Source organism: Ferrimonas sediminum (genome assembly GCF_900100175.1).
In the GTDB taxonomy this organism is placed as follows: Bacteria; Pseudomonadota; Gammaproteobacteria; order Enterobacterales; family Shewanellaceae; genus Ferrimonas; species Ferrimonas sediminum.
In genome coordinates this window covers 292,403-311,494 of the sequence record NZ_FNEM01000002.1, presented here as the reverse complement: position 1 = coordinate 311,494, position 19,092 = coordinate 292,403, and the positions used below count along the sequence as shown (strand labels likewise).

Below are 19,092 nucleotides of genomic sequence, written 5' to 3'. Positions count from 1 at the left end.
AAGGGTGCTATAGTCGCCGCCCTTTTGCCATCGGTTCACTCCCATGGCAGCGTTTGTGGCCGTTTGCCACTGAAGACCATGGAGTACCGATATGTCCACCGCTTTCTCTTCTCTGCCTCTGTCCGGCGCCTGCCTGGATAACCTGTCACAACTGGGCTTTAGTGCCATGACGCCGATCCAGTCACAGTCCCTACCGGCGATTCTGGCGGGTCAGGATGTGGTGGCCAAGGCCAAAACCGGCAGCGGCAAGACCGTGGCCTTTGGCCTTGGGCTGCTGAATAAACTGGATCTGTCGGTTCAGGGGACTCAGGCAATGGTGTTGTGCCCCACCCGCGAGCTGGCGGATCAGGTGACCAAAGAGATTCGTCGCCTGGCGCGGGCCATCCCTAACGTCAAGGTGCTGACCCTCAGTGGCGGTGTGCCCATGGGGCCGCAGATGGGCTCGCTGGACCACGGTGCCCACGTCATTGTCGGCACCCCGGGTCGAATTCTGAAGCACATGAAAAGCGGCCGAATCCGGCTTAAGCCACTGAACACCCTGGTTTTCGATGAGGCCGATCGCATGCTGGACATGGGCTTTGAGGCCGACATCGACGCCATTCTGGAGTTGTTGCCGCAACGACGTCAGACGCTGCTGTTCTCTGCCACCTACCCGGAACAGATCGATGCCATGACCCGTCGGGTTCAGAGCGATCCGCTGATGGTGACCGTCGAAGGCAGTGAAGCCCAGGAGAAGATTGAGCAGCGGTTGGTGGAGGTGGCCCCGGCCCAGAAAGACCAGGCGCTGCTGGCGGTGCTGGCCCAGTATCAACCGGAGTCCACCGTGGTGTTCTGCAACACCCGCCGCGCCTGTCAGCAGGTGGCCGAAGTGCTGGAAGATGCCGGCGTGTACGTGGTGGCGCTGCACGGCGATCGGGATCAGCGTGAGCGGGATCAGACCCTGGTACGCTTTGCCAGTAAGAGTGTGTCGGTGTTGGTGGCCACCGACGTGGCCGCTCGCGGGCTGGATATCAAGGATCTGTCTCTGGTGGTGAACTACGACATCGCCTTCGAGAGCGAGGTGCACGTGCACCGCATCGGCCGCACCGGCCGGGCCGGCAGCAAGGGACGAGCCATCAGCCTGGCCGCCGGCGGAGAGCTGCACCGGGTAGAGGAGATCGAAGCGCTGCAGGGACAGCCAATTCCCCGCCTGCCGTTCGCCAAGCTGAGCGTGCCGGCCCGCATCGATCTGGTGCCGCCGATGGTCACCCTGTCCATCGGTGCCGGCCGTAAGAGTAAGTTGCGTGCCGGTGACATTCTCGGCGCTCTGACCGCGAAGAAACAGATTCCGGGCAAGGCGGTGGGCAAGATTGAGATTGCCGATCGACTCTCCTACGTGGCCATCGAGCGACAGTGGGCCAAAGAAGCGCTGCAGGTGCTGCAGGGGGATAAGATCAAGGGCCGCAACCTGATCGTGCGCATGCACCGCTGAGCCATCATGACGCTCGGTAACGGGCACAAAAAAAGGGCAGCCTAGGCTGCCCTTTTTGTTTCTGTGGTCGCGGCTTAGGCGGCGATCTTGGCCAGTACCCGCTCGGCGGCGGCGATGGTGGCGTCGATGTCGGCATCGCTGTGAGCCAGGGACAGGAAGCCGGCTTCATAGGCGGACGGAGCCAGGTTCACCCCTTCCTCCAGCATGCCGTGGAAGAAGGCGTTGAACTGTTCCATGTTGCACTGGGTCACCTGCTGGTAGCGGGTCACTTTCTCTTCTGTGGTGAAGAAGACCCCGAACATGGCGCCAACGTAGTTGACGCTCATCGGCACACCGGCTTTGTCGGCGGCGGCTTTCAGGCCCAGCGCCAGCTTCTCGGTCTTGGCGGCCAGGGCTTCGTAGATGCCGGGCTCACGCAACAGGTTCAGCTGCGCCATGCCGGCCGCCATGGCGATGGGGTTACCGGACAGGGTGCCGGCCTGGTATACCGGACCCGCCGGGGCCAGGTACTGCATCACGTCGGCGCGGCCGCCAAAGGCGCCCACCGGCATGCCACCACCGATCACCTTACCCAGGCACAGCAGATCGGGTTTGACGCCGTAATGGCCATGGGCACCGGTCAGGGATACGCGGAAACCGGTCATTACCTCATCGATGATCAGCAGGGCACCGTGCTCGTCACACAGGGCGCGCAGACCTTCCAGGAAGCCTTCCACCGGAGGGATGCAGTTCATGTTGCCGGCAACCGGCTCCAGAATGATGGAGGAGATCTGGCCAGGGTTGGACTCGAACAGCGCCTTTACCGACTCCAGGTCGTTGTAGGTGGCGGTCAGGGTGTGCTTGGCGAAGTCAGCGGGGACGCCGGGGCTGGTAGGCTCACCAAAGGTCAGCATGCCGGAACCGGCTTTTACCAGCAGGCAGTCGGCGTGGCCATGGTAGCAGCCTTCGAACTTGATGAACTTGTCACGGCCGGTGAAGCCGCGGGCCAGGCGCAGGGCGCTCATGGTGGCTTCGGTACCTGAGTTAACCATGCGCACCTGCTCAACGTGAGGCAGGATGTCACACACCAGCTCGGCCATCTCCACTTCGGAGGCGGTTGGTGCGCCGAAAGACAGGCCATTCTCGGCCGCTTTCACCACCGCTTCGCGGATGGCGCTGTGGTTGTGACCCAGAATCATGGGGCCCCAGGAGCCGACGTAATCGACGTACTGCTTGCCGTCGACGTCGTACAGGTAGGCGCCATCGGCGCGCTCGATAAATACCGGAGTACCGCCCACGCCTTTAAAGGCGCGTACGGGAGAGTTCACACCACCTGGGATGGTTTTTTGAGCCTGTTCGAACAGGGATTCGGAGCGATTCATCGTTATCCTTCCTGGGTTGGGTGGCCGAGGCACACCCGGTAATGAGTAATTAAGTGTACTGCCGGAGTCCGTTCCGGCGCTGGCCGGGCGAACTCCTGAATGCGTCTGGAAACTGTGTGCATGGTATCGACAAATGCCGCCTGAATACAGTTCCCTAGCGGATCGAAGCAGGGTGGCATTTTGTGACCATTGTTGGCAAGGACGGCCATCACAGTTGCGTCATTAGTCATTCTAAAATCGCCGTGCCCGTATCTCCTGCCTGAGCATTGACCAGGTGATGATGCCCACCGGGTGCTCTGGGCGCTCATCGAAGATGTACACCGCCTTCTGACGGTTGCGGTTAAGCAGCTTGTGTACCTCGGCCAGGGTGGCGGTCATCGGCAGGCCAAAGGCTTCGGTGCGGGTCAGCGGCGTGTCGTCGTCGTAGTTGGCGTGCAGGGTTACCAGCTCACACCCCTGGGGCAGCCTCAACAGCAGACGCTGTTGGTGGGCGTCGTTCATCAGTTGCAGCAGCTGTTCATCGGTCTGCCTGGGCGTACCGATCACAAACTGACGATCGGCGATGGCCATGACGCCGGTTTTTTGCAGCCCCAACTCGGTGGGCGAGACCCGGTATTCCAGCCCCATGGCGTCCAGTTGCCGCAGGAAGATGGAGCGGGAACCGAACACGCTGTAGGCCAGCAGGTAGGCGGGCAGGGTAACCAGCAGCGAGGGCAGAATGATGCTGGCGTCCTGAGTCAGCTCCAGCAGGGCCAGCAGTGCGGCCATGGGGGCGTGCAGACAGACCCCCATCATGGCGGTCATCCCCAGCACGGCATACAGCGGAATGTAGGCCTGCATCTGTGGAAACAGCGGCGTCATGCCCCAGGCGATGAGGCTACCCAGCACGGCACCGATGCCGTACAGCGGGCCGATGATGCCGCCGGGAATCCCCAGCCCGATGGCCACCCAGGTGGCGAGGATCTTGGCGCCGAGCAGCGCCAGTAGGAGCCACAGCCCCGGGTTGTCACTGAGGGCGATGGAAACGGCGGCGTGCTCGGTACCCAGAGCCTGGGGCAGTTGCAGGCCAATGGCGGCGGTGCAGGCGCCGGCCAGCAACAGCTTTAGGGTCAACGGCCAGCGGCGGGTGGTTTCGGTGATGGTCAGCAGGCCATGGCTGAACCCGGCGGCGACGCAGCCGATGATCAAACCGGTGCCCAGCAGCAACGGATACTGGGCCAGCGGAATCACGTCCATGGCGAAGTGGCCGTAGAGGTGGGTGTTGCCGAACACACTCTGGGTGACCACGCTGCCGGTGACCGAGGCGATCAGGATTGGCAGGAAGCTGTGAATGCGGTATTCCCTCAGTACCACCTCCAGCACAAACAGCACCGCCGCCAGAGGCGAATTAAAGGTGGCGCTGATGCCGGCCGCTATGCCACAAGAGGCGAGAATCGACAGGGCGTTGTCCGGCAGTTTCCAGCGACGGGCAAAACCGGTGGCAACGGTGGCGCCCAGGTGCACCGCCGGGCCTTCACGGCCGACGGAGAAGCCGCTGGCCAGGGCGATGACGGCGCTGAAAAATTGGTTCATGGCGCTGCCCAGGGGCAGGCGCCCGTAATGCAGTTTAATGCGGTGAATGACGTAGGCGATGCCCAGGCGGCGGTATTTACTGGCGGTAACGGCGGCGATAATTGCGATCCCCGCCGCACCGGCAATGGGCAGAAGCGCTCGCCATTGTGGCGGCAGGCCGCTAAAATCGTCCGGGCTGTCGAGGATAAGGCCCTGGCCCAGATCGATGACGACCCGAAACAGCAGCAGCAGAACACCCGCCGCCAGGCCCACAAGCAGGCCAAGCAGGCACAGGTGGATGCTGAGCTTTGCCTGAGAGAGCGTTAGGTTGCTGTTCCGGAACATAATATTGAAAGCGATTTCAAGTGACTAAAGTCTAACAACAAAAAGTTTGTTTCACTATGCAGAATTGGAAACATCGTTGGCACGGTCTCAAACAATTTGAGCGCCAGTTCAGCCCCAGAGGCCTGGTTTTGATGGCGATCATCCTAGGGGCGGTGGCCGTCGGCTACCTGTTGTCCTGGCCGCAGCGGCTGACGCTGCAGCAGCAACAGGATAACGCCGAGGTGGCGGAGCGGCTGCAAAAGGAGCGGATTCGCGTGTTGACCGAATCCCACGCGGCGCTGGAGATCGAGCTGGACACCGAGCGCCGCTCCCAGGCGGATACCATCGCCATGATGGCGCAGTTGCGTCAGCAGTTGGCCCAGACGGAAACCGAACTGACCTTTTATCGTAACATCATGGCGCCGGAGCAAAATGCCGACGGGGTGGTGATTCACGAAGTGGCGGTGGAGAACAGCCACAGTCCCGGCCACTTCCGTTACAAGCTGGTACTGACCCAGCAGAAGAAGCGCAAGCGGTTTGCCAAGGGGCGGGCGTCGATGCTGCTGGCCGGCAGTCAGAACGGCAGCCCCGCCACCCTCAATCTCGAACGGCTTGGGGCTGACCGGGATCGGCTTAAGTTCTCGTTCCGCTATTTTCAGGAGCTGGAAGGCAGTTTTAATCTGCCGGAAAACTTTGTCCCGGAACGGCTGACGGTTAAGGTGAAAACCGCCTCCGGCGGAGGCCAGAAGGCGACCTCGACCGAGCAGGTGTATGAGTTTGCGGTGCTGACTCAACCGGCCAGCGATGAGATGCCGCCGACATCGGAAACGGACAAAACTTGAACCTAACAGTCGGGTATTAGATAATCCGCGCAGACAGAAGTTTTAGAGGTACGCATGACAGCTGCAGCAGAACAAGCAATGCCGATCCAATTCTCCGATGCCGCCGCCATTAAGGTGAAGGGGCTGCTGGAGGAGGAAGAGAATCCTAATCTGAAATTGCGGGTCTACGTCACCGGCGGTGGATGCAGCGGTTTTCAGTACGGTTTTACCTTCGATGAGAAGGTGAATGACGGAGATACCACCATCGACAAAGAGGGCGTGACCCTGATCGTCGATGCCATGAGCCTGCAGTATCTGGTCGGCGGTATGGTGGATTACACCGAAGGGCTGGAAGGCAGCCGCTTCTTTGTGAACAACCCCAACGCCACCACTACCTGTGGCTGTGGCGCGTCGTTCTCCATCTGATCACGACCGTCCGATTGCAAAAAGGCACCTTTGAGGTGCCTTTTTTGTTTCAGGGGATGTGGGTTCCCTTTTTCCGTCCGCCGCTTTCACGTAACCTTGTAGCGTCGACGTAAAAGGAGTTACTCACTTGTGAACAAGATTACCCCACCAGCCCGGCGCTGGTACCGTCACCCCTATTTTATCGCCAGCACCATCAGTGTGTTTCTGATTCTCTGGGTGGCTTCCGGCCAATTCGGTAACGCCGCTGCCGAAGCGCCGGCCACCGCTGAGGAGGCCAAGAGCGGGGTGCCTGTGACCCGGGTGACGGTCAAGCGCATCACCTCGTCCGAGGTCACCCGGGAGGTGCAGCTGTACGGCCGTACCGAACCGGATCGCATGACCCGGATTGCGGCGGAGATCGGCGGACGGGTGATGAAGGTGCATGCCAAACGCGGTGCCCAGGTTGGCGAGGGCCAGCTGCTGATCGAGCTGGATGCCCGGGATCTGCCGGAGCAGTTGCAGAGTGCAGAGGCGGTGCTGGCGCAGCGGGAGCTCGACTATCAGGCCGCCAGCAAACTTGCCACACAGGGTCTGCAGGGCAAATCACAGCTGGCGCAAAACCTCAGTGCCCTGGAGCTGGCCCGGGCGGAGCTGAAGCGGCTGCAGCTGGCGTTGGATCATACCCAGATTCGGGCGCCGTTTACCGGCGTGTTCCACCAACGGATGGTGGAACAGGGGGATTACGTCGGCGTCGGCGATCCCGTGGGTGAGCTGGCGGACCTCGACCCTCTGATAGTGAAAGCCAATGTCACCGAAAGCGACATCGCCCAGCTGAGCCTGGGGCAGGCCGCCAGTGCCCGCTTTGTCGATGGCCGTACCGCGCAAGGTACGGTGCGTTATATCGCTACGGTGTCCCATGGCGGTACCAACACCTTCGACATCGAAGTGGCGTTCGATAACGCCGATGGCAGCCTGTGGGCCGGCAAGAGTGCCGAGCTGTCGTTGCCGCTGGAGAGTCACTACGCCATTAAAGTCAGCCCGGCGCTGCTGGCGCTGGATGAAGCCGGCAACCTGGGGGTCAAATCCGTTGAGAATGGCCAGGTGAAGTTCATCCCCATCGAGGTGGTGATGGCCGATGCCGAAGGGGTGTGGACCGGCGGCGTGGGCAAGCAGGTGGAGATCATCACTCAGGGCCAGGGCTTCGTTCGAGACGGCGACCCGGTTGAGGTGGTGTACGACCAGGGGGACGGCGCATGAGTACCCTGCTGGCCGGATTGCTGAGCCGGGTCCGACCGGTGCTGATGGTGTTTGTGATGCTGCTGCTGGCCGGGGCGGTCACCTATGTACAGATCCCCAAGGAGTCGGAACCGGACATCACCATCCCCATCATCTACGTCTCCATTGTTCACGACGGCATCTCGCCGGAAGACGCCGAGCGGATGCTGGTGCGGCCGATGGAGACCGAGCTGCGTTCCATCGAAGGGGTGGACGAGATGCGCTCTACCGCCTCCGAGGGGCACGCCTCCATCGTGCTGGAGTTTGAGGCCGGTCTGAATCCGAAACAGGCGCTGGCGGACGTACGGGATCGGGTGACGCTGGCCAAAGCCAAGTTGCCGTCGGACACCGAAGAGCCCGAGGTGCACGAAGTCACCATGGCTGAGGAAAACCCGGTGTTGACGGTGACCCTGTCCGGACCGATTCCGGAGCGGACCCTGGTGCAGATCGCCAAGGCGCTGCGGGACAAGCTGGAGTCGTTTCCCGAGGTGCTGGAGGTGGAGATTGGCGGCGATCGCGACGACATCGTCGAGATCCTGGTGGACCCGCTGCTGATGGAGAGCTATCAGCTGGATCAGAACGACATCTTCAACCTGCTGTCCCGCAACAACCGGCTGGTTCCCGCCGGTACCATGGACACCGGCCGCGGCCGCTTTGCGGTGAAAGTGCCATCGGTATTTGAAACCATCAAGGACGTGATGGAGATGCCCATCAAGGTGCAGGGGGAGCAGGTGATCACCTTTGGTGACGTGGCCACGGTACGCCGTGCCTTTAAAGACCCCAACTCCTACGCCCGGCTCGATGGCAACAAGGCGATCTCGCTGGAGGTGAAAAAGCGCCCCGGTGAAAACATCATCGCCACCGTGGCCAAGGTCAAGGCGGTGATGGCCAAGGCCAGTGAGCAGTGGCCGGCATCGCTGCAGGTCACCTTTACCGGTGATCGATCCGAAGACGTGGAACAGATGCTGTCGGATCTGCAGAACAACGTCGCCTCGGCGGTTTTGCTGGTGGTCATTGTCGTCATTGCCGCCCTGGGGATGCGCAGTGCCGGCCTGGTGGGGCTGGCGATTCCGGGCTCCTTCCTGACCGGCTTGCTGGTGCTGGCGGTGTTCGGGTTGACGGTCAACATGGTGGTGCTGTTTGCGTTGATCATGGCGGTGGGCATGCTGGTGGACGGCGCCATCGTGGTCACCGAGTACGCCGACCGGCGCATGACCGACGGCGCCGATCGGCGCACCGCCTATCTGGAAGCGGCCCAGCGCATGGCCTGGCCCATCATCGCCTCCACCGCCACCACCCTGGCGGCGTTTGCGCCACTGCTGTTCTGGCCCGGGATCATGGGTGAGTTCATGAAGTATCTGCCCATGACCCTGATCGCCACCCTGACCGCCTCGCTGGTGATGGCACTGGTGTTTGTGCCGGCCATGGGCAGCCTGTTTGGTAAGCCGTTGCCGATGACCCCGACTCAGAGGGAGAATCAGCGCCTGGCCGAAGAGGGGGAGTTGACTTCGCTGTCCGGCTTTACCGGTACCTACATCCGTACCCTGGCGGTGGCCATCAGCCACCCGTGGAAGGTGTTGCTGGCGGTGTTGCTGGTGCTGGCGGCCATTGTCGGCAGCTACGTCAAGTTCGGTGCCGGGGTGGAGTTTTTCCCCGATGTGGAGCCGCCGGGACTGAACCTGTATGTGCACGCCTATGGCGATCTGTCCATCGATGAGAAGGATGGGATCATGCGTGATGTGGAGCAGAGACTGCTGGGAATGGACAGCCTTGAGACCCTCTACAGCCGCACCGGAGGGGAAGATCGGGCCGGCTACATTCGCCTCAACCTGTTGGACTGGGACGAGCGGGTAGCGGCGGATGAGGTGATCGAGGAGATCCATGGGCGACTCGCCCCGTTGGCGGGCATCGAGTATGAGCTTCGAAAAGATGAGAACGGCCCCCCTACCGGCAAGGCGCTGCAACTGGAGTTGTCCTCCAAGATCCCCGCGGCGCTGAATGAGGCGGTGCGCACCGTGCGTCGAACATTGGAGGAGGACGGCCGTTTCATCAACATCGAAGACACCGGCTCCAAGCCGGGTATCGAGTGGCAACTGAAGGTGGATCGCGACAACGCCGCCCGCTTCGGTGCCGATGCCACCCTGCTGGGCAACACGGTGCAGTTTGTGACCTCCGGTCTGAAGATTGGCGAGTATCGTCCGGATGATGCCGATGATGAACTGGACATTCGGGTGCGTTTCCCCGAGGACAAGCGTCACATCCTCAGGCTGGACAGCCTGCGGGTGAAAACCCAGTACGGCCAGGTGCCGGTGAGCAACTTCGTCGAGCGGGTGGCGGCCCCGAAGGTGGACTCCATCCGCCGCATCGATGGCCACCGGGTGATGACCATCAAGGCGGACATGGCCCCCGGCGTGCTGCTCACCGACGCGCTGCCGGAGTTGCAGCAAACCCTGGCGCCATTGCTCACCGACAACCGGGTCAGTTATCGCTTTACCGGCGAGAACGAGGAGCAGCAGGAGTCCCAGGGCTTTCTGGTCAACGCCTTCATCATCGCCCTGTTCGTGATGGCCATCATTCTGGTGACCCAGTTCAACAGCTTCTATCAGGCATTTTTGATCCTGACGGCGGTGCTGTTGTCCACCATGGGCGTGTTGCTGGGACTGCTGGTGACCGGCAAGCCCTTTGGCATCGTCATGTCCGGCATCGGCGTGATCTCACTGGCGGGGATTGTGGTCAACAACAACATCGTACTCATCGATACCTTTAATGTGCTCCGAGCCCAGGGGTTGAGGTACCGGGAGGCGATTCTGCGCACCGGCGCCCAGCGACTGAGGCCGGTGATGCTGACCACCATTACCACCATCTTAGGCTTGATGCCGATGGTGCTGGAGACCAACATCGACCTGATCAATCGCTACGTCGAGGTGGGGGGGCCATCCACCCAGTGGTGGTCGCAGTTGGCGACGGCGGTGGCCGGAGGCCTGGCGTTTGCCACCGTGCTGACTCTGGTACTGACTCCGTCGCTGCTGGCGATTCGTGCCCGCCGTCAGGAGCGACGGCTGATGGCCCAGGAGCAGCGCTTGATGGCCCAGGCGGCGTCAACGTGACGCCCGCTGTGTGATTCTTCAAAAAGGCAGCGTTGGCTGCCTTTTTTAATGCACCTTTCAGCCGGAGTTAGGTCCACGGTGGGGCGTCTGGCCCCGGCGGAGTCTGGAGCGGCGGGACCGGCGCTTTGTCCCTTCTATCGCATCATGGGCACAAAAAAGCCTCCGCGGACGGAGGCTTGTTACAGAAGCGGGGTGCGATCAGCGACGCAGGCGCCGGCCCATCAGAGGCAGCATCAGCAGGGTGAACCACCCCAGGCTACCGCCCCCGCCACCACCGCTGGCCACCGGTGGCTCTGGATCCGGCGTGCTGCCGCCACTGCCGCTGTCCGGGGCGGTAACGGTCACCGAGGTGGATTGCGTGGCCACCTGCCCCAGGGCGTCGGTTACCGTCAGGGTGACGGTGTAGGTGCCCGCCTCGGCGTAGCTGTGGCTGACGGTGTTCTGGGTATAACCGCTATCGTCACCCATGCTCCAGGCCAGGGTGTGTTCGGTGGCCCCGCCGCGGATGTCGGCGCTGAGGTTGACCAGCAGATCGTCACTGCTGGCTTGCAGGGTGATCACCAGTGGCACCACCACGCTGACCTGCTGTTGCTGCTGGAACACGGTTCCCACAGCATCGGTGGCGGTCAGCACCACGGTGTAATCGCCGCTGTTGGCGTAGGTGACCTGAGGCGCGGCCTCGGTGCTGCTGCTGCCGTTGCCCAGATCCCAGCTGTAGCTGAACGGGGCAACGCCGCCGCTGAGTTCGGCGCTGAGGCTGACGCTGGCGCCATCGATGCTGCTCGCCACCACGCCGCTGATGGGGTCCGGGGTGGTTCGTTGCAGAGTTACCGTTGCGGTGGCAAAGTCAGGCGCCTGTTCGGTGACCGTCATCACCAGACCCAGTTCGGGCAACACCAGGCCGGATTGAGGCTGTTCAGGCGCGCTGTAGTCCAGGCTGTCGTCGAAGATGCTGATGGCGTCCAAGTGGCTGTCATTGCTGTTGTTTTTCTGGGGGTAGATGCTGAAGGTGGCATCCTGAATCTGGGTGGCGCTGCCGGCGTTGGGGATCAGCACCTGATCGGCATCGACCACGCCGGTAAAGCCGTAGCCGGGGTGGGTGCCAACGTTGTTGTCGCTGTAACCGGCATTGTAGTGCCACATCAGCACCCCGGGGTTGTAGCGGGTTTCGGCCAGGCCGCGATCGTTGCCGCTGAACTGGCGCAGTTGCACGAAGTAGCCGCGATCGGCGCCGGGTTTGGTGTCGTCGGTGCGGATAAAGCCGTTGAGGGTCAGCTCCCCCTGCTGTTCGCCTCCGGCGCTGAACAGCGGGGTGCCATTGGCGGAGACCTTGATGTCGTCGGCCACAAAGCCGTACTCGGCCACGGCGGTGTCGGTGATGTAATGCAGGCTCAGGGTGACAGTCTGACCGGCGTAGTCACTGAGATCCGCCTCCAGGGTGACCCAGCCCTGATCCCCTTCGGCGCCGGCGACGGCGGTGGAGTTGCCGCTATAGTAGGGACCGAGGCCGGCGTAATAGGGGTTGTCGGTGTTGCTGTGGCCGGCATCGACGGGCGTGCCGTTGACCCGCAGTTGCAGGTAGTCGTAATCGGTTTCGATGCCCCAGTGCGCCTTCATCGACCAGCGAATGTCGTTGCCGGCGGGCAGTGTCAGTTGCAGCTGCGCGCTGTTGGTCAGTTGATTGCCGCTGCCGGAGTAATACTGGTAGCTGCCGCTGTAGGGGGGGGTGAACGCTTCCGGTGTCGGCGGCAGGGTAATCTTCAGCTGGTTGACGGCATCGTGGTTGATGGCGCTGACCAGGTTGTGACTCTGCGGCGCGTTGCCCAGGTCGCTCAGGTCTACCTCGGTGGCGTTGATCCAGCGGCCGCCATAGGTGGTCTGCAGGTAATCGCGGGCATAGGCGCTCATGGAGGAGGGCTCGCTGCCGGCCGGGTTGCCGGTCCAGCTGCCGCCGGACATCAGCGACCAGCTGCCCACCGGCGAGCCGTGGCTGGAATAGCCGGTATCGTATTCGTCCGGCAGGCCCAGGTCGTGACCAAATTCATGGGTACAGACGCCGGCGGCGGCGTCGATGGGCTGGACCGTGTAGCCGTAGACCTTGTAGTTACTGCCGGGAATGTCCACCGGTTGGTAGTTGTTGTCGAACACAAAGAACCGGTGTGACCAGATGGCGTCGGCGCCGAGAACCCCGCCGCCGGCCTCTTCGCCGATGCTGGAGTGGAACAGCATGATGTGATCGATGATGCCGTCCGGTTCGTTGAGGTTGCCGTCGTTATCGAGGTCGTACTGGTCTTCTTTGTCAAACTCCGCCAGATCGACCTGGCCGGAGGCCACCAGCTTGGTGACCGCTTCCATCACCAGGTCCGGTACGGCCTGATCGTTGTCCTGGTCACCGGCGTTGCCACCGTAATGGGCGGCGTTGTTGTCGGCGGTCAGCCAGCCGAATACCTGGCCATCAAAGATAAAGCTGTTGCCGGACTCTTCGCCGTAGAACTGGCGTCCGGATTGCAGGGTCTGGCCATCGGGGCCGCTGAAACCAGAGGCTGAGAACAGCAGGTTCTGGTAATGGCTGACCGGGTAGCTGGGGTAGTACATGCCGCTGTCGCCGGGCTGCAGTCGATTGGCGTCGTGCTTCAGGTCGGGAAAATCGATCAGGATCCCCAGCACTTTCACGGTTTTGGTCTGGGCGTCGGCATAGCCAGGCAGCGTCATTGCCCGAACCTGCAGGCCTTTGCGATCGGTGCTGTGGAAACGGGAGCGCAGCTGCAGGCCATCGAAGCGTTGCGGCGGGGTGAAGGCTTTGCGGGTAAAGTGCTGCAGTCGCTGCTCAATGGTGGCCTGATCCGCATCGGCCTGCAGTTCGCCCCGCTTTTTCAGCCAGTACTCGATGCGTTCGTGGTTGATGACCCCGGGATCCGACGGGTGAGGCTGAATCGGGGCGGCCAGGGCCGCCGGCAGCAAACTGGACGCCAGCAATGCGACGCTGGTGAAGGTGAGTATTTTCATTAACTGTCCCTGTAATTACATCTTGGGTTGGGTGTACGGTCCGCAGCGATCGTTTTTATCTCTAATGTAGCTGGCCACGGCGGCGTCGATCTGCTCCGGTGTCATCTGCTCGGTGATCTTGCCGGTTTCGATCAGCAGGGTGATCAGCTTTTGCGTGTCGATAATGGGGGCACTCCCCTGCCGACACTCCGGTGGTGGCTTTAACGGCCTGGTCGTAGGCTGGGGGTCGGCGGCGCAGCCGGCGAGCACAACACCCAGGGCAATCCAGTGCAATTTCATAATAGGAGCCCATACATTAGTTTTTTATAATTTAAAAGGCTGGCCTGAGAAGGAGATCCTGCGGCGGCCAGCCGATCAGACCTTGACCGATTTTTATGATTATTCAGCAGGATTAACAATTGTTTCACAGTTTAGTAAAACTTAAAACGTTGCATATCAATGCGTTATCTGTTTTTTAGGGATAAAACTAGTGATAACTTTAATAAATTCAATGACAAAAGAGTAAGTGCAGGCGGAGGTGGTAGTATCGGGGACCCGTGCCCCCGACACCGGCTTGCGGTCACCGAAAGCGCTGAAGCTGTTGTTGAAGCTGTTGCGGACTGGACTGGGGGAGCCGCACCAGTGCCGGATCCTGCAGCGAAACCGGTTGGCCCAGTTGATCACTGAGCAGGGCGTCGAGTTGCGCCGGAGTGAGCTGGTTCGGCTCGAAATGGCGCTGGCCAGCCGTACTGGCGGGCAGGTAGATGGTGCCGTTGTGGAAGTCGATGCCAAAGGCGACGATGCCCGGAATGATGAACAGCACCAGCCCCAGAGCATCCAGCAGTACAATGGCGGGATCCAGTTGGCCATTTTTCTGGCCCTGCCGCTCCGGGTGCAGCAGGGTACCGCAACCACAGAGTGACAGTGACACACCGGCACACAGGCACAGGTTCAGTGGACGGGAAAAGCGTAGCATGGGCACTCCTGAGTGTCGGACAGCGTGTTGCTGAGTGTAGCTTATCCGGCCGGGGTCAGGGTGCCCAGAATGGCTGTGCGGCTGGCGCCGGTCACGGCTGGCAGATTGCCGGGAATGCCGTGCAGATGACAATGAGCCAGCCAGGCAAAGGCCATCCCTTCCACCCACTGTGGCGGCACGCCCAGGGCATCGGTGCTGTCGATGCGGTGGTGGGGCAGGGCCCGGGACAGCTGCTTGACCAGGTGGCCGTTAAAGGCGCCGCCGCCGCACAGATACACGTTGGCATCCTGACTCAGCTGGGCAATCTCCGCCGCCAGGGTTTCCACCGTGAAGGCCAGCAGGGTTGCCTGCACGTCTTCGGCGCGGGCGTTCATAAAGGGTTCCAGCTGGTAGTTGAGCCAGGCTTGGTTAAACAGCTCGCGGCCGGTGCTTTTTGGCGCTGGCTGGCTGAAGTAGGGGTGGCTGAGCAGCCGCTTCAGTAACTCGGTTTTGATGGTGCCGGCGGCGGCCAGTTGACCATCCTGGTCAAACGCCTGCTGATTGTGCTGCCGCACCCAGGCGTCCATCAGGGTGTTGCCCGGACCGGTGTCGTACCCCAGCACCTGATCGGCGTTTCCCGGCAACCAGGTGATGTTGGCGATGCCACCGATGTTGGCGATGACTCTGGGCTGGTTGCCACCGAACATCGCCTGGTGAAAGGCGGGCACCAGCGGCGCGCCCTGGCCACCCAGGGCAACGTCTTTACGGCGAAAATCCGCCACCACGTCGATGCCGGTGTCGACGGCCAGGGTGTTGGGGTCGCCAATCTGCAGGCTGAAGCCATGGGGGCCGTCCGGCATATGGCGGATGGTCTGGCCGTGGCTGCCGATGGCGCGGACGCTGTCAGCACTGATACCGGCCTTGGTCATCAAGGCGTTGGTGGCTTCGGCAAAGGCTTTGCCGACCTGGCGATCGATTTGGCCCAGACGGTTAATTTCGTCGTTGCCGGTGCTGCACAGGCGGTGCAACTGCTCCAGCAGGTGCGGGTCATACTCGTGGCTGTGGCTGGCGACCAGGGTGGGGCGCCGGCCATTAAACTCCACCAGTACGGCATCAATGCCGTCCATGCTGGTGCCGGACATTAAGCCGATGTATCGGGTCATTGCATCGCTACCATGATCTGCTGACGGTGTTCCAGAGTGTGTAACTGTTCCTTAGCATAGGCAAGGAATGCGGCCCGATCCTTTCTGGCGATGTCGGCGGCCTCTGGCAGTTTGACTTTACGTGGGTTGCGATGGACGCCATTGACCAGGAATTCATAGTGCAGGTGGGCGCCGGTGACCCGGCCGGTGGAGCCCAGCAGGCCAATGGTCTGGCCCTGTTTGACCCGTTGCCCCTGCTTCACTTTGCGCTTTTTAAGGTGCAGGTACTTGGTGACGTACTTGCCGCCATGCTGAATGAACACGTAGTTGCCATTGAGGTTGTTGTAGGCGGACTGAATGACCTTGCCGTCACCGGCGGCCATGATCGGGGTGCCCACCGGCGCAACGTAGTCGGTGCCATTGTGGGGGCGAACCCGCTTGGTGACCGGGTGCAGGCGGCGGGGGTTGAAGTTGGAGCTGACGTAGTTGAACTGGACCGGAGCCCGCAGGAAGGCTTTTCGCATCGCCTTGCCTTTGTCGGAGTAGAAGTTGCCGTCGGTGTGACGGACCGCCCGGAAGGTGTCGCCCTGGTTGGTGAACTCGGCGGCGACGATCTTGCCGTCGGCGGCGAAGTGGCCGTCGATGAACTCCTGCTCATACAGGACGCTGAAGCGATCGCCGGCGCGAATGTCCAGGGCAAAATCGATGTCCCAGCCAAAGATGCCGGCCAGACTCATGATCTGGTTGGGGCTCATGCCGGCGCTGACGGCGGCGTTCCAGAAATTGGACTCGATGGTGGCACTGGCGTAGGCGGTGCGCAGCTCCACCTCCTTGGTTTCTACCCACTCGGCCAGTCCCTGTTGCTGTTGTTCCACCTGCAGGGTCTGCTTGTTGTCCATGGCGTAGCGCAGGTGCTTCAACTCACCCTGGCTGTCCCGGCCCAACTCGATCACCTGGCCAGGCATCACTCTGGGCAGGCGTTTGCCGGCGATGGGCAGTTGGGTAATGCGGTACAGCTGCTGGGGACTGAGTCCGGCACGATCAAACAGCAGGGCCAGGCTGTCTCCGGACTGCACCGTGAACGACTGCCAGTTGAGCCTGGGCTGCAGGGGCTGTGCCTGGGCGGACTGAACCTCCAGTGCCAGGGGCAACCGCTGATTAACGGGAAGAGGCTCAATGAACTCCGCCGCCAGGTCACTGGCCGAAGGCAGCGACAACAGCAGCAGAGTCAGCAACGAAAGGGCAAACAGGCCGATTTTATGCGGGGTGGGCAGTACCCTGAGCACAGAAATCAACGGCCCCAATTTGCTCGGTTGTTGGCGTGTGTTTGTTCTATTCATCTGTCTGTCATAGTAAAACGAGAGGACCTGAATGCCAAAGGCGCAGATTCCAACCGGACGGGTAAGTCTACACTCTTTCCTTTGTTCTGCCTAACCAGTAACATGACTGCCTTTATTGTATGTTGTAACACCTTCGGAGTGGGCTTGATGACTGAGTTGGAACGGGCGCTGGCGGAGATTCGCCGCGGAACCGAGGAGATCCTGGTAGAACAGGACCTGATTGAAAAACTGAAAACAGGGCAGCCCCTGAAGGTGAAGCTGGGCGCCGACCCCACCGCTCCGGACATCCACCTTGGCCACACCGTTATTCTGAACAAACTGCGCCAGTTCCAGGAACTGGGCCACGAGGTGATCTTCCTGATCGGTGATTTCACCGGCATGGTGGGCGATCCTTCCGGTAAAAACAGCACCCGGCCGCCGCTGACCCAGGAGCAGGTGCTGGCCAACGCCGAAACCTACAAGGAGCAGGTGTTCAAAATTCTGGATCCGGCCAAAACCCGCATCGAGTTCAACTCCAGCTGGTTGAACGAGCTGGGCTCGGCGGGGATGCTGCGCCTGGCATCCAAGCAGACCGTGGCCCGCATGCTGGAGCGTGACGATTTTAAGAAGCGCTATGGCAGCGGACAGGCCATCGCCATTCACGAGTTTATGTACCCGCTGTTGCAGGGTTGGGATTCGGTGGCGCTGGAAGCGGACGTGGAACTGGGCGGAACCGATCAGAAGTTTAACCTGCTGATGGGCCGTGAGCTGCAGAAAGAGGAGGGCCAGCGCCCTCAGACCGTGATCACCATGCCACTGCTGGTGGGTCTGGACGGGGTCAAGAAGATGTCCAAGTCCGCCCACAACTACATCGGCGTGTCGGATCCAGCCAACGAGATGTTCGGTAAAATCATGTCCATCTCCGATGAGCTGATGTGGAACTACTACGAGTTGCTGTCCTTCCGCCCACTGGAGGAGATCGAGCAGTTCAAGCGCGACATGGCCAACGGTGCCAACCCGCGCGACATCAAGATCACCCTGGCCAAGGAGATCATCGCCCGCTTCCACGACGAGGCGGCGGCGGAAGCGGCGCACCAGGATTTCATTCAGCGGTTCCAGAAAAACGCCATCCCCGATGAGATGCCGGAGCTGAGCTTCGATGCCGGTATGGCCATTGCCAACCTGCTCAAGGAAGCGAACCTGGTGGGATCCACCAGTGATGCGCTGCGTATGATCCGTCAGGGCGCAGTGAAGATCGACGGCGACAAGCTGGACGACACCAAGTGGGTGCCGGCGGCTGGCACTGCCGTGTATCAGGTGGGTAAGCGCAAGTTCGCCCGCATCACCCTGAAGTAATTCAGGCTGAACTCTGCATCAAGCCGCCTTAGGGCGGCTTTTTTTATGACAGGGCAAGACCCCTGCTCCTGGCTGGGGTATAACTGGGTCAGGGGGAATCACCATGACGATAAGACCCTGGCAAACCGTGCTGACAGGCTGGGTGTTGGGGGTAGTGGCGATGGCACTGATGCTGCCGTTGTTGATGCTGACCCATGAGCTCAGCCAGTGGCTGCCGGCTACCGGAGTGTACGCACTGTCGGTGGCTCTGGATGCGGCGCTGGCGTATCTGCCGGTATGGTTGGTGCTGGCGTGGCTCAGCTTCCGGTTAGGAACGCCGGAGGCCTCCCTGTGGCTGCTTGTCGGCGCCGCCACTCTGTCGTATCTGATTCTGCCGGCCTGGGTGGGCACCCATTGGCATCTGGCCGCCTGGATCTGGTCTCAGCCGTCGGCGTTGTTGGCGCAGGTGTTGGGGGTTGGGCTCGGGGGCTGGCTGAGCCGGCGCGGTTAGCTTACTGGTTGGCCAGTTGGTCGCGCATGGTGTCGTAATCCAGCAGATCGACGTGACTCTTGATCTCCCTCTCCTCCATGTCCAGGTCCAGGGTTGTGACACCGGGAATGGTCAGCTCGATGGTCTGCCCCGGTTTGCCAAACAGGTCTCCTCTGGATTTGTAGCGGTAGGTACCGATCATCACCACCAGATTGCCGGAGTGAAACACGTGGTCCGGCTCAAAGCTGTAGTCGAGGGTGTAGACGTGGATGCGGCGCAGAAAGGTCAGGATGTCGCCGCCGCCGGTGATGGTCTTGCTGGCGGTGCGATCGTTAAACTTGGTCTCCCGGCTGTAGAAACGTGACAACCTGTTATAGTCGCGGTGGGTCAGGGCCTTGATGTAGTCCTGCGCCAATAGAATCGGCGCCGGTACCTCGAGTTGCGGGGCGGCGACGGCTGGATTCTGTTCCGGAACGATGTCGGCGCCGGCGGCCCACAGTGGTGCACTGACCAGCGCCAGTAGCATAATTCCGAATTTCAGCATCCTTTTC

15 protein-coding genes are annotated in these 19,092 nt (G+C 61.4%); 7 read left to right on the top strand and 8 right to left on the bottom strand.

Annotated features, from left to right (window positions below; all coding sequences use genetic code 11):
* Nucleotides 1–91: 91 nt before the first annotated feature.
* Complete coding sequence (gene dbpA, locus BLT77_RS03660) at nucleotides 92–1,471, top strand: ATP-dependent RNA helicase DbpA (protein ID WP_090362236.1); 1,380 nt, start codon at nucleotides 92–94, stop codon at nucleotides 1,469–1,471.
* Nucleotides 1,472–1,545: 74 nt separating this feature from the next.
* Here dbpA and hemL read toward each other — a convergent pair whose 3' ends face one another.
* Both hemL and BLT77_RS03645 read right to left on the bottom strand, forming a co-directional pair.
* The gene (gene hemL / locus BLT77_RS03655) at nucleotides 1,546–2,832 is read right to left on the bottom strand and encodes a glutamate-1-semialdehyde 2,1-aminomutase (protein ID WP_090362233.1); all 1,287 of its coding nucleotides are present in this window, start codon (nucleotides 2,830–2,832) and stop codon (nucleotides 1,546–1,548) included.
* 231 nt (nucleotides 2,833–3,063) lie between these two features.
* A complete protein-coding gene (locus BLT77_RS03645; protein WP_090362226.1) occupies nucleotides 3,064–4,728 on the bottom strand; it encodes a chloride channel protein in 1,665 nt (554 codons plus the stop codon).
* A 56-nt stretch (nucleotides 4,729–4,784) separates the two neighbouring features.
* Between BLT77_RS03645 and BLT77_RS03640 the strand changes: the two genes are divergently transcribed.
* The 4 genes from BLT77_RS03640 (at nucleotide 4,785) to BLT77_RS03625 (ending at nucleotide 10,315) form a co-directional block, all read left to right on the top strand.
* On the top strand, nucleotides 4,785–5,549 hold the full coding sequence (locus BLT77_RS03640) for a DUF6776 family protein (RefSeq protein ID WP_090362221.1): 765 nt from the start codon (nucleotides 4,785–4,787) through the stop codon (nucleotides 5,547–5,549).
* A 54-nt stretch (nucleotides 5,550–5,603) separates the two neighbouring features.
* On the top strand, nucleotides 5,604–5,954 hold the full coding sequence (gene erpA / locus BLT77_RS03635; protein WP_028114507.1) for an iron-sulfur cluster insertion protein ErpA: 351 nt from the start codon (nucleotides 5,604–5,606) through the stop codon (nucleotides 5,952–5,954).
* A gap of 129 nt (nucleotides 5,955–6,083) precedes the next feature.
* Nucleotides 6,084–7,190 (top strand): efflux RND transporter periplasmic adaptor subunit, encoded by a 1,107-nt coding sequence (locus BLT77_RS03630; RefSeq protein WP_245709853.1) that lies wholly within the window; start codon nucleotides 6,084–6,086, stop codon nucleotides 7,188–7,190.
* Entirely contained in the window at nucleotides 7,187–10,315 is a 3,129-nt protein-coding gene (locus BLT77_RS03625; protein ID WP_090362216.1) for an efflux RND transporter permease subunit, read from the top strand. Before BLT77_RS03630 ends, BLT77_RS03625 begins: the two co-directional genes overlap by 4 nt.
* 198 nt (nucleotides 10,316–10,513) lie before the next feature.
* Here BLT77_RS03625 and BLT77_RS03620 read toward each other — a convergent pair whose 3' ends face one another.
* The 5 genes from BLT77_RS03620 to BLT77_RS03600 all read right to left on the bottom strand — a co-directional run bounded on the left by BLT77_RS03620 (nucleotide 10,514) and on the right by BLT77_RS03600 (nucleotide 16,701).
* On the bottom strand, nucleotides 10,514–13,321 hold the full coding sequence (locus BLT77_RS03620) for an immune inhibitor A domain-containing protein (RefSeq protein ID WP_090362212.1): 2,808 nt from the start codon (nucleotides 13,319–13,321) through the stop codon (nucleotides 10,514–10,516).
* Nucleotides 13,322–13,336: 15 nt separating this feature from the next.
* Nucleotides 13,337–13,600 (bottom strand): hypothetical protein, encoded by a 264-nt coding sequence (locus tag BLT77_RS03615; RefSeq protein WP_090362208.1) that lies wholly within the window; start codon nucleotides 13,598–13,600, stop codon nucleotides 13,337–13,339.
* Between the two features lie 280 nt (nucleotides 13,601–13,880).
* Complete coding sequence (locus BLT77_RS03610) at nucleotides 13,881–14,276, bottom strand: hypothetical protein (RefSeq protein ID WP_090362205.1); 396 nt, start codon at nucleotides 14,274–14,276, stop codon at nucleotides 13,881–13,883.
* Nucleotides 14,277–14,317: 41 nt separating this feature from the next.
* Nucleotides 14,318–15,418, bottom strand: coding sequence for an anhydro-N-acetylmuramic acid kinase (locus BLT77_RS03605; RefSeq protein ID WP_090362201.1), 1,101 nt, complete (start codon nucleotides 15,416–15,418; stop codon nucleotides 14,318–14,320).
* Entirely contained in the window at nucleotides 15,415–16,701 is a 1,287-nt protein-coding gene (locus tag BLT77_RS03600; protein ID WP_425431714.1) for a peptidoglycan DD-metalloendopeptidase family protein, read from the bottom strand. The genes BLT77_RS03605 and BLT77_RS03600 overlap by 4 nt, the downstream gene beginning before the upstream one ends.
* A gap of 183 nt (nucleotides 16,702–16,884) precedes the next feature.
* Here BLT77_RS03600 and tyrS point away from each other — a divergent pair, with 183 nt between their 5' ends.
* Complete coding sequence (tyrS, locus tag BLT77_RS03595; protein WP_090362194.1) at nucleotides 16,885–18,072, top strand: tyrosine--tRNA ligase; 1,188 nt, start codon at nucleotides 16,885–16,887, stop codon at nucleotides 18,070–18,072.
* A gap of 103 nt (nucleotides 18,073–18,175) precedes the next feature.
* Complete coding sequence (locus BLT77_RS03590) at nucleotides 18,176–18,562, top strand: hypothetical protein (RefSeq protein ID WP_143026548.1); 387 nt, start codon at nucleotides 18,176–18,178, stop codon at nucleotides 18,560–18,562.
* Between the two features lies 1 nt (nucleotide 18,563).
* Here the strand turns inward: BLT77_RS03590 and BLT77_RS03585 are convergent, their stop codons facing one another.
* Nucleotides 18,564–19,085, bottom strand: coding sequence for a nuclear transport factor 2 family protein (locus tag BLT77_RS03585; RefSeq protein ID WP_245709852.1), 522 nt, complete (start codon nucleotides 19,083–19,085; stop codon nucleotides 18,564–18,566).
* Between the last annotated feature and the right edge of the window lie 7 nt (nucleotides 19,086–19,092).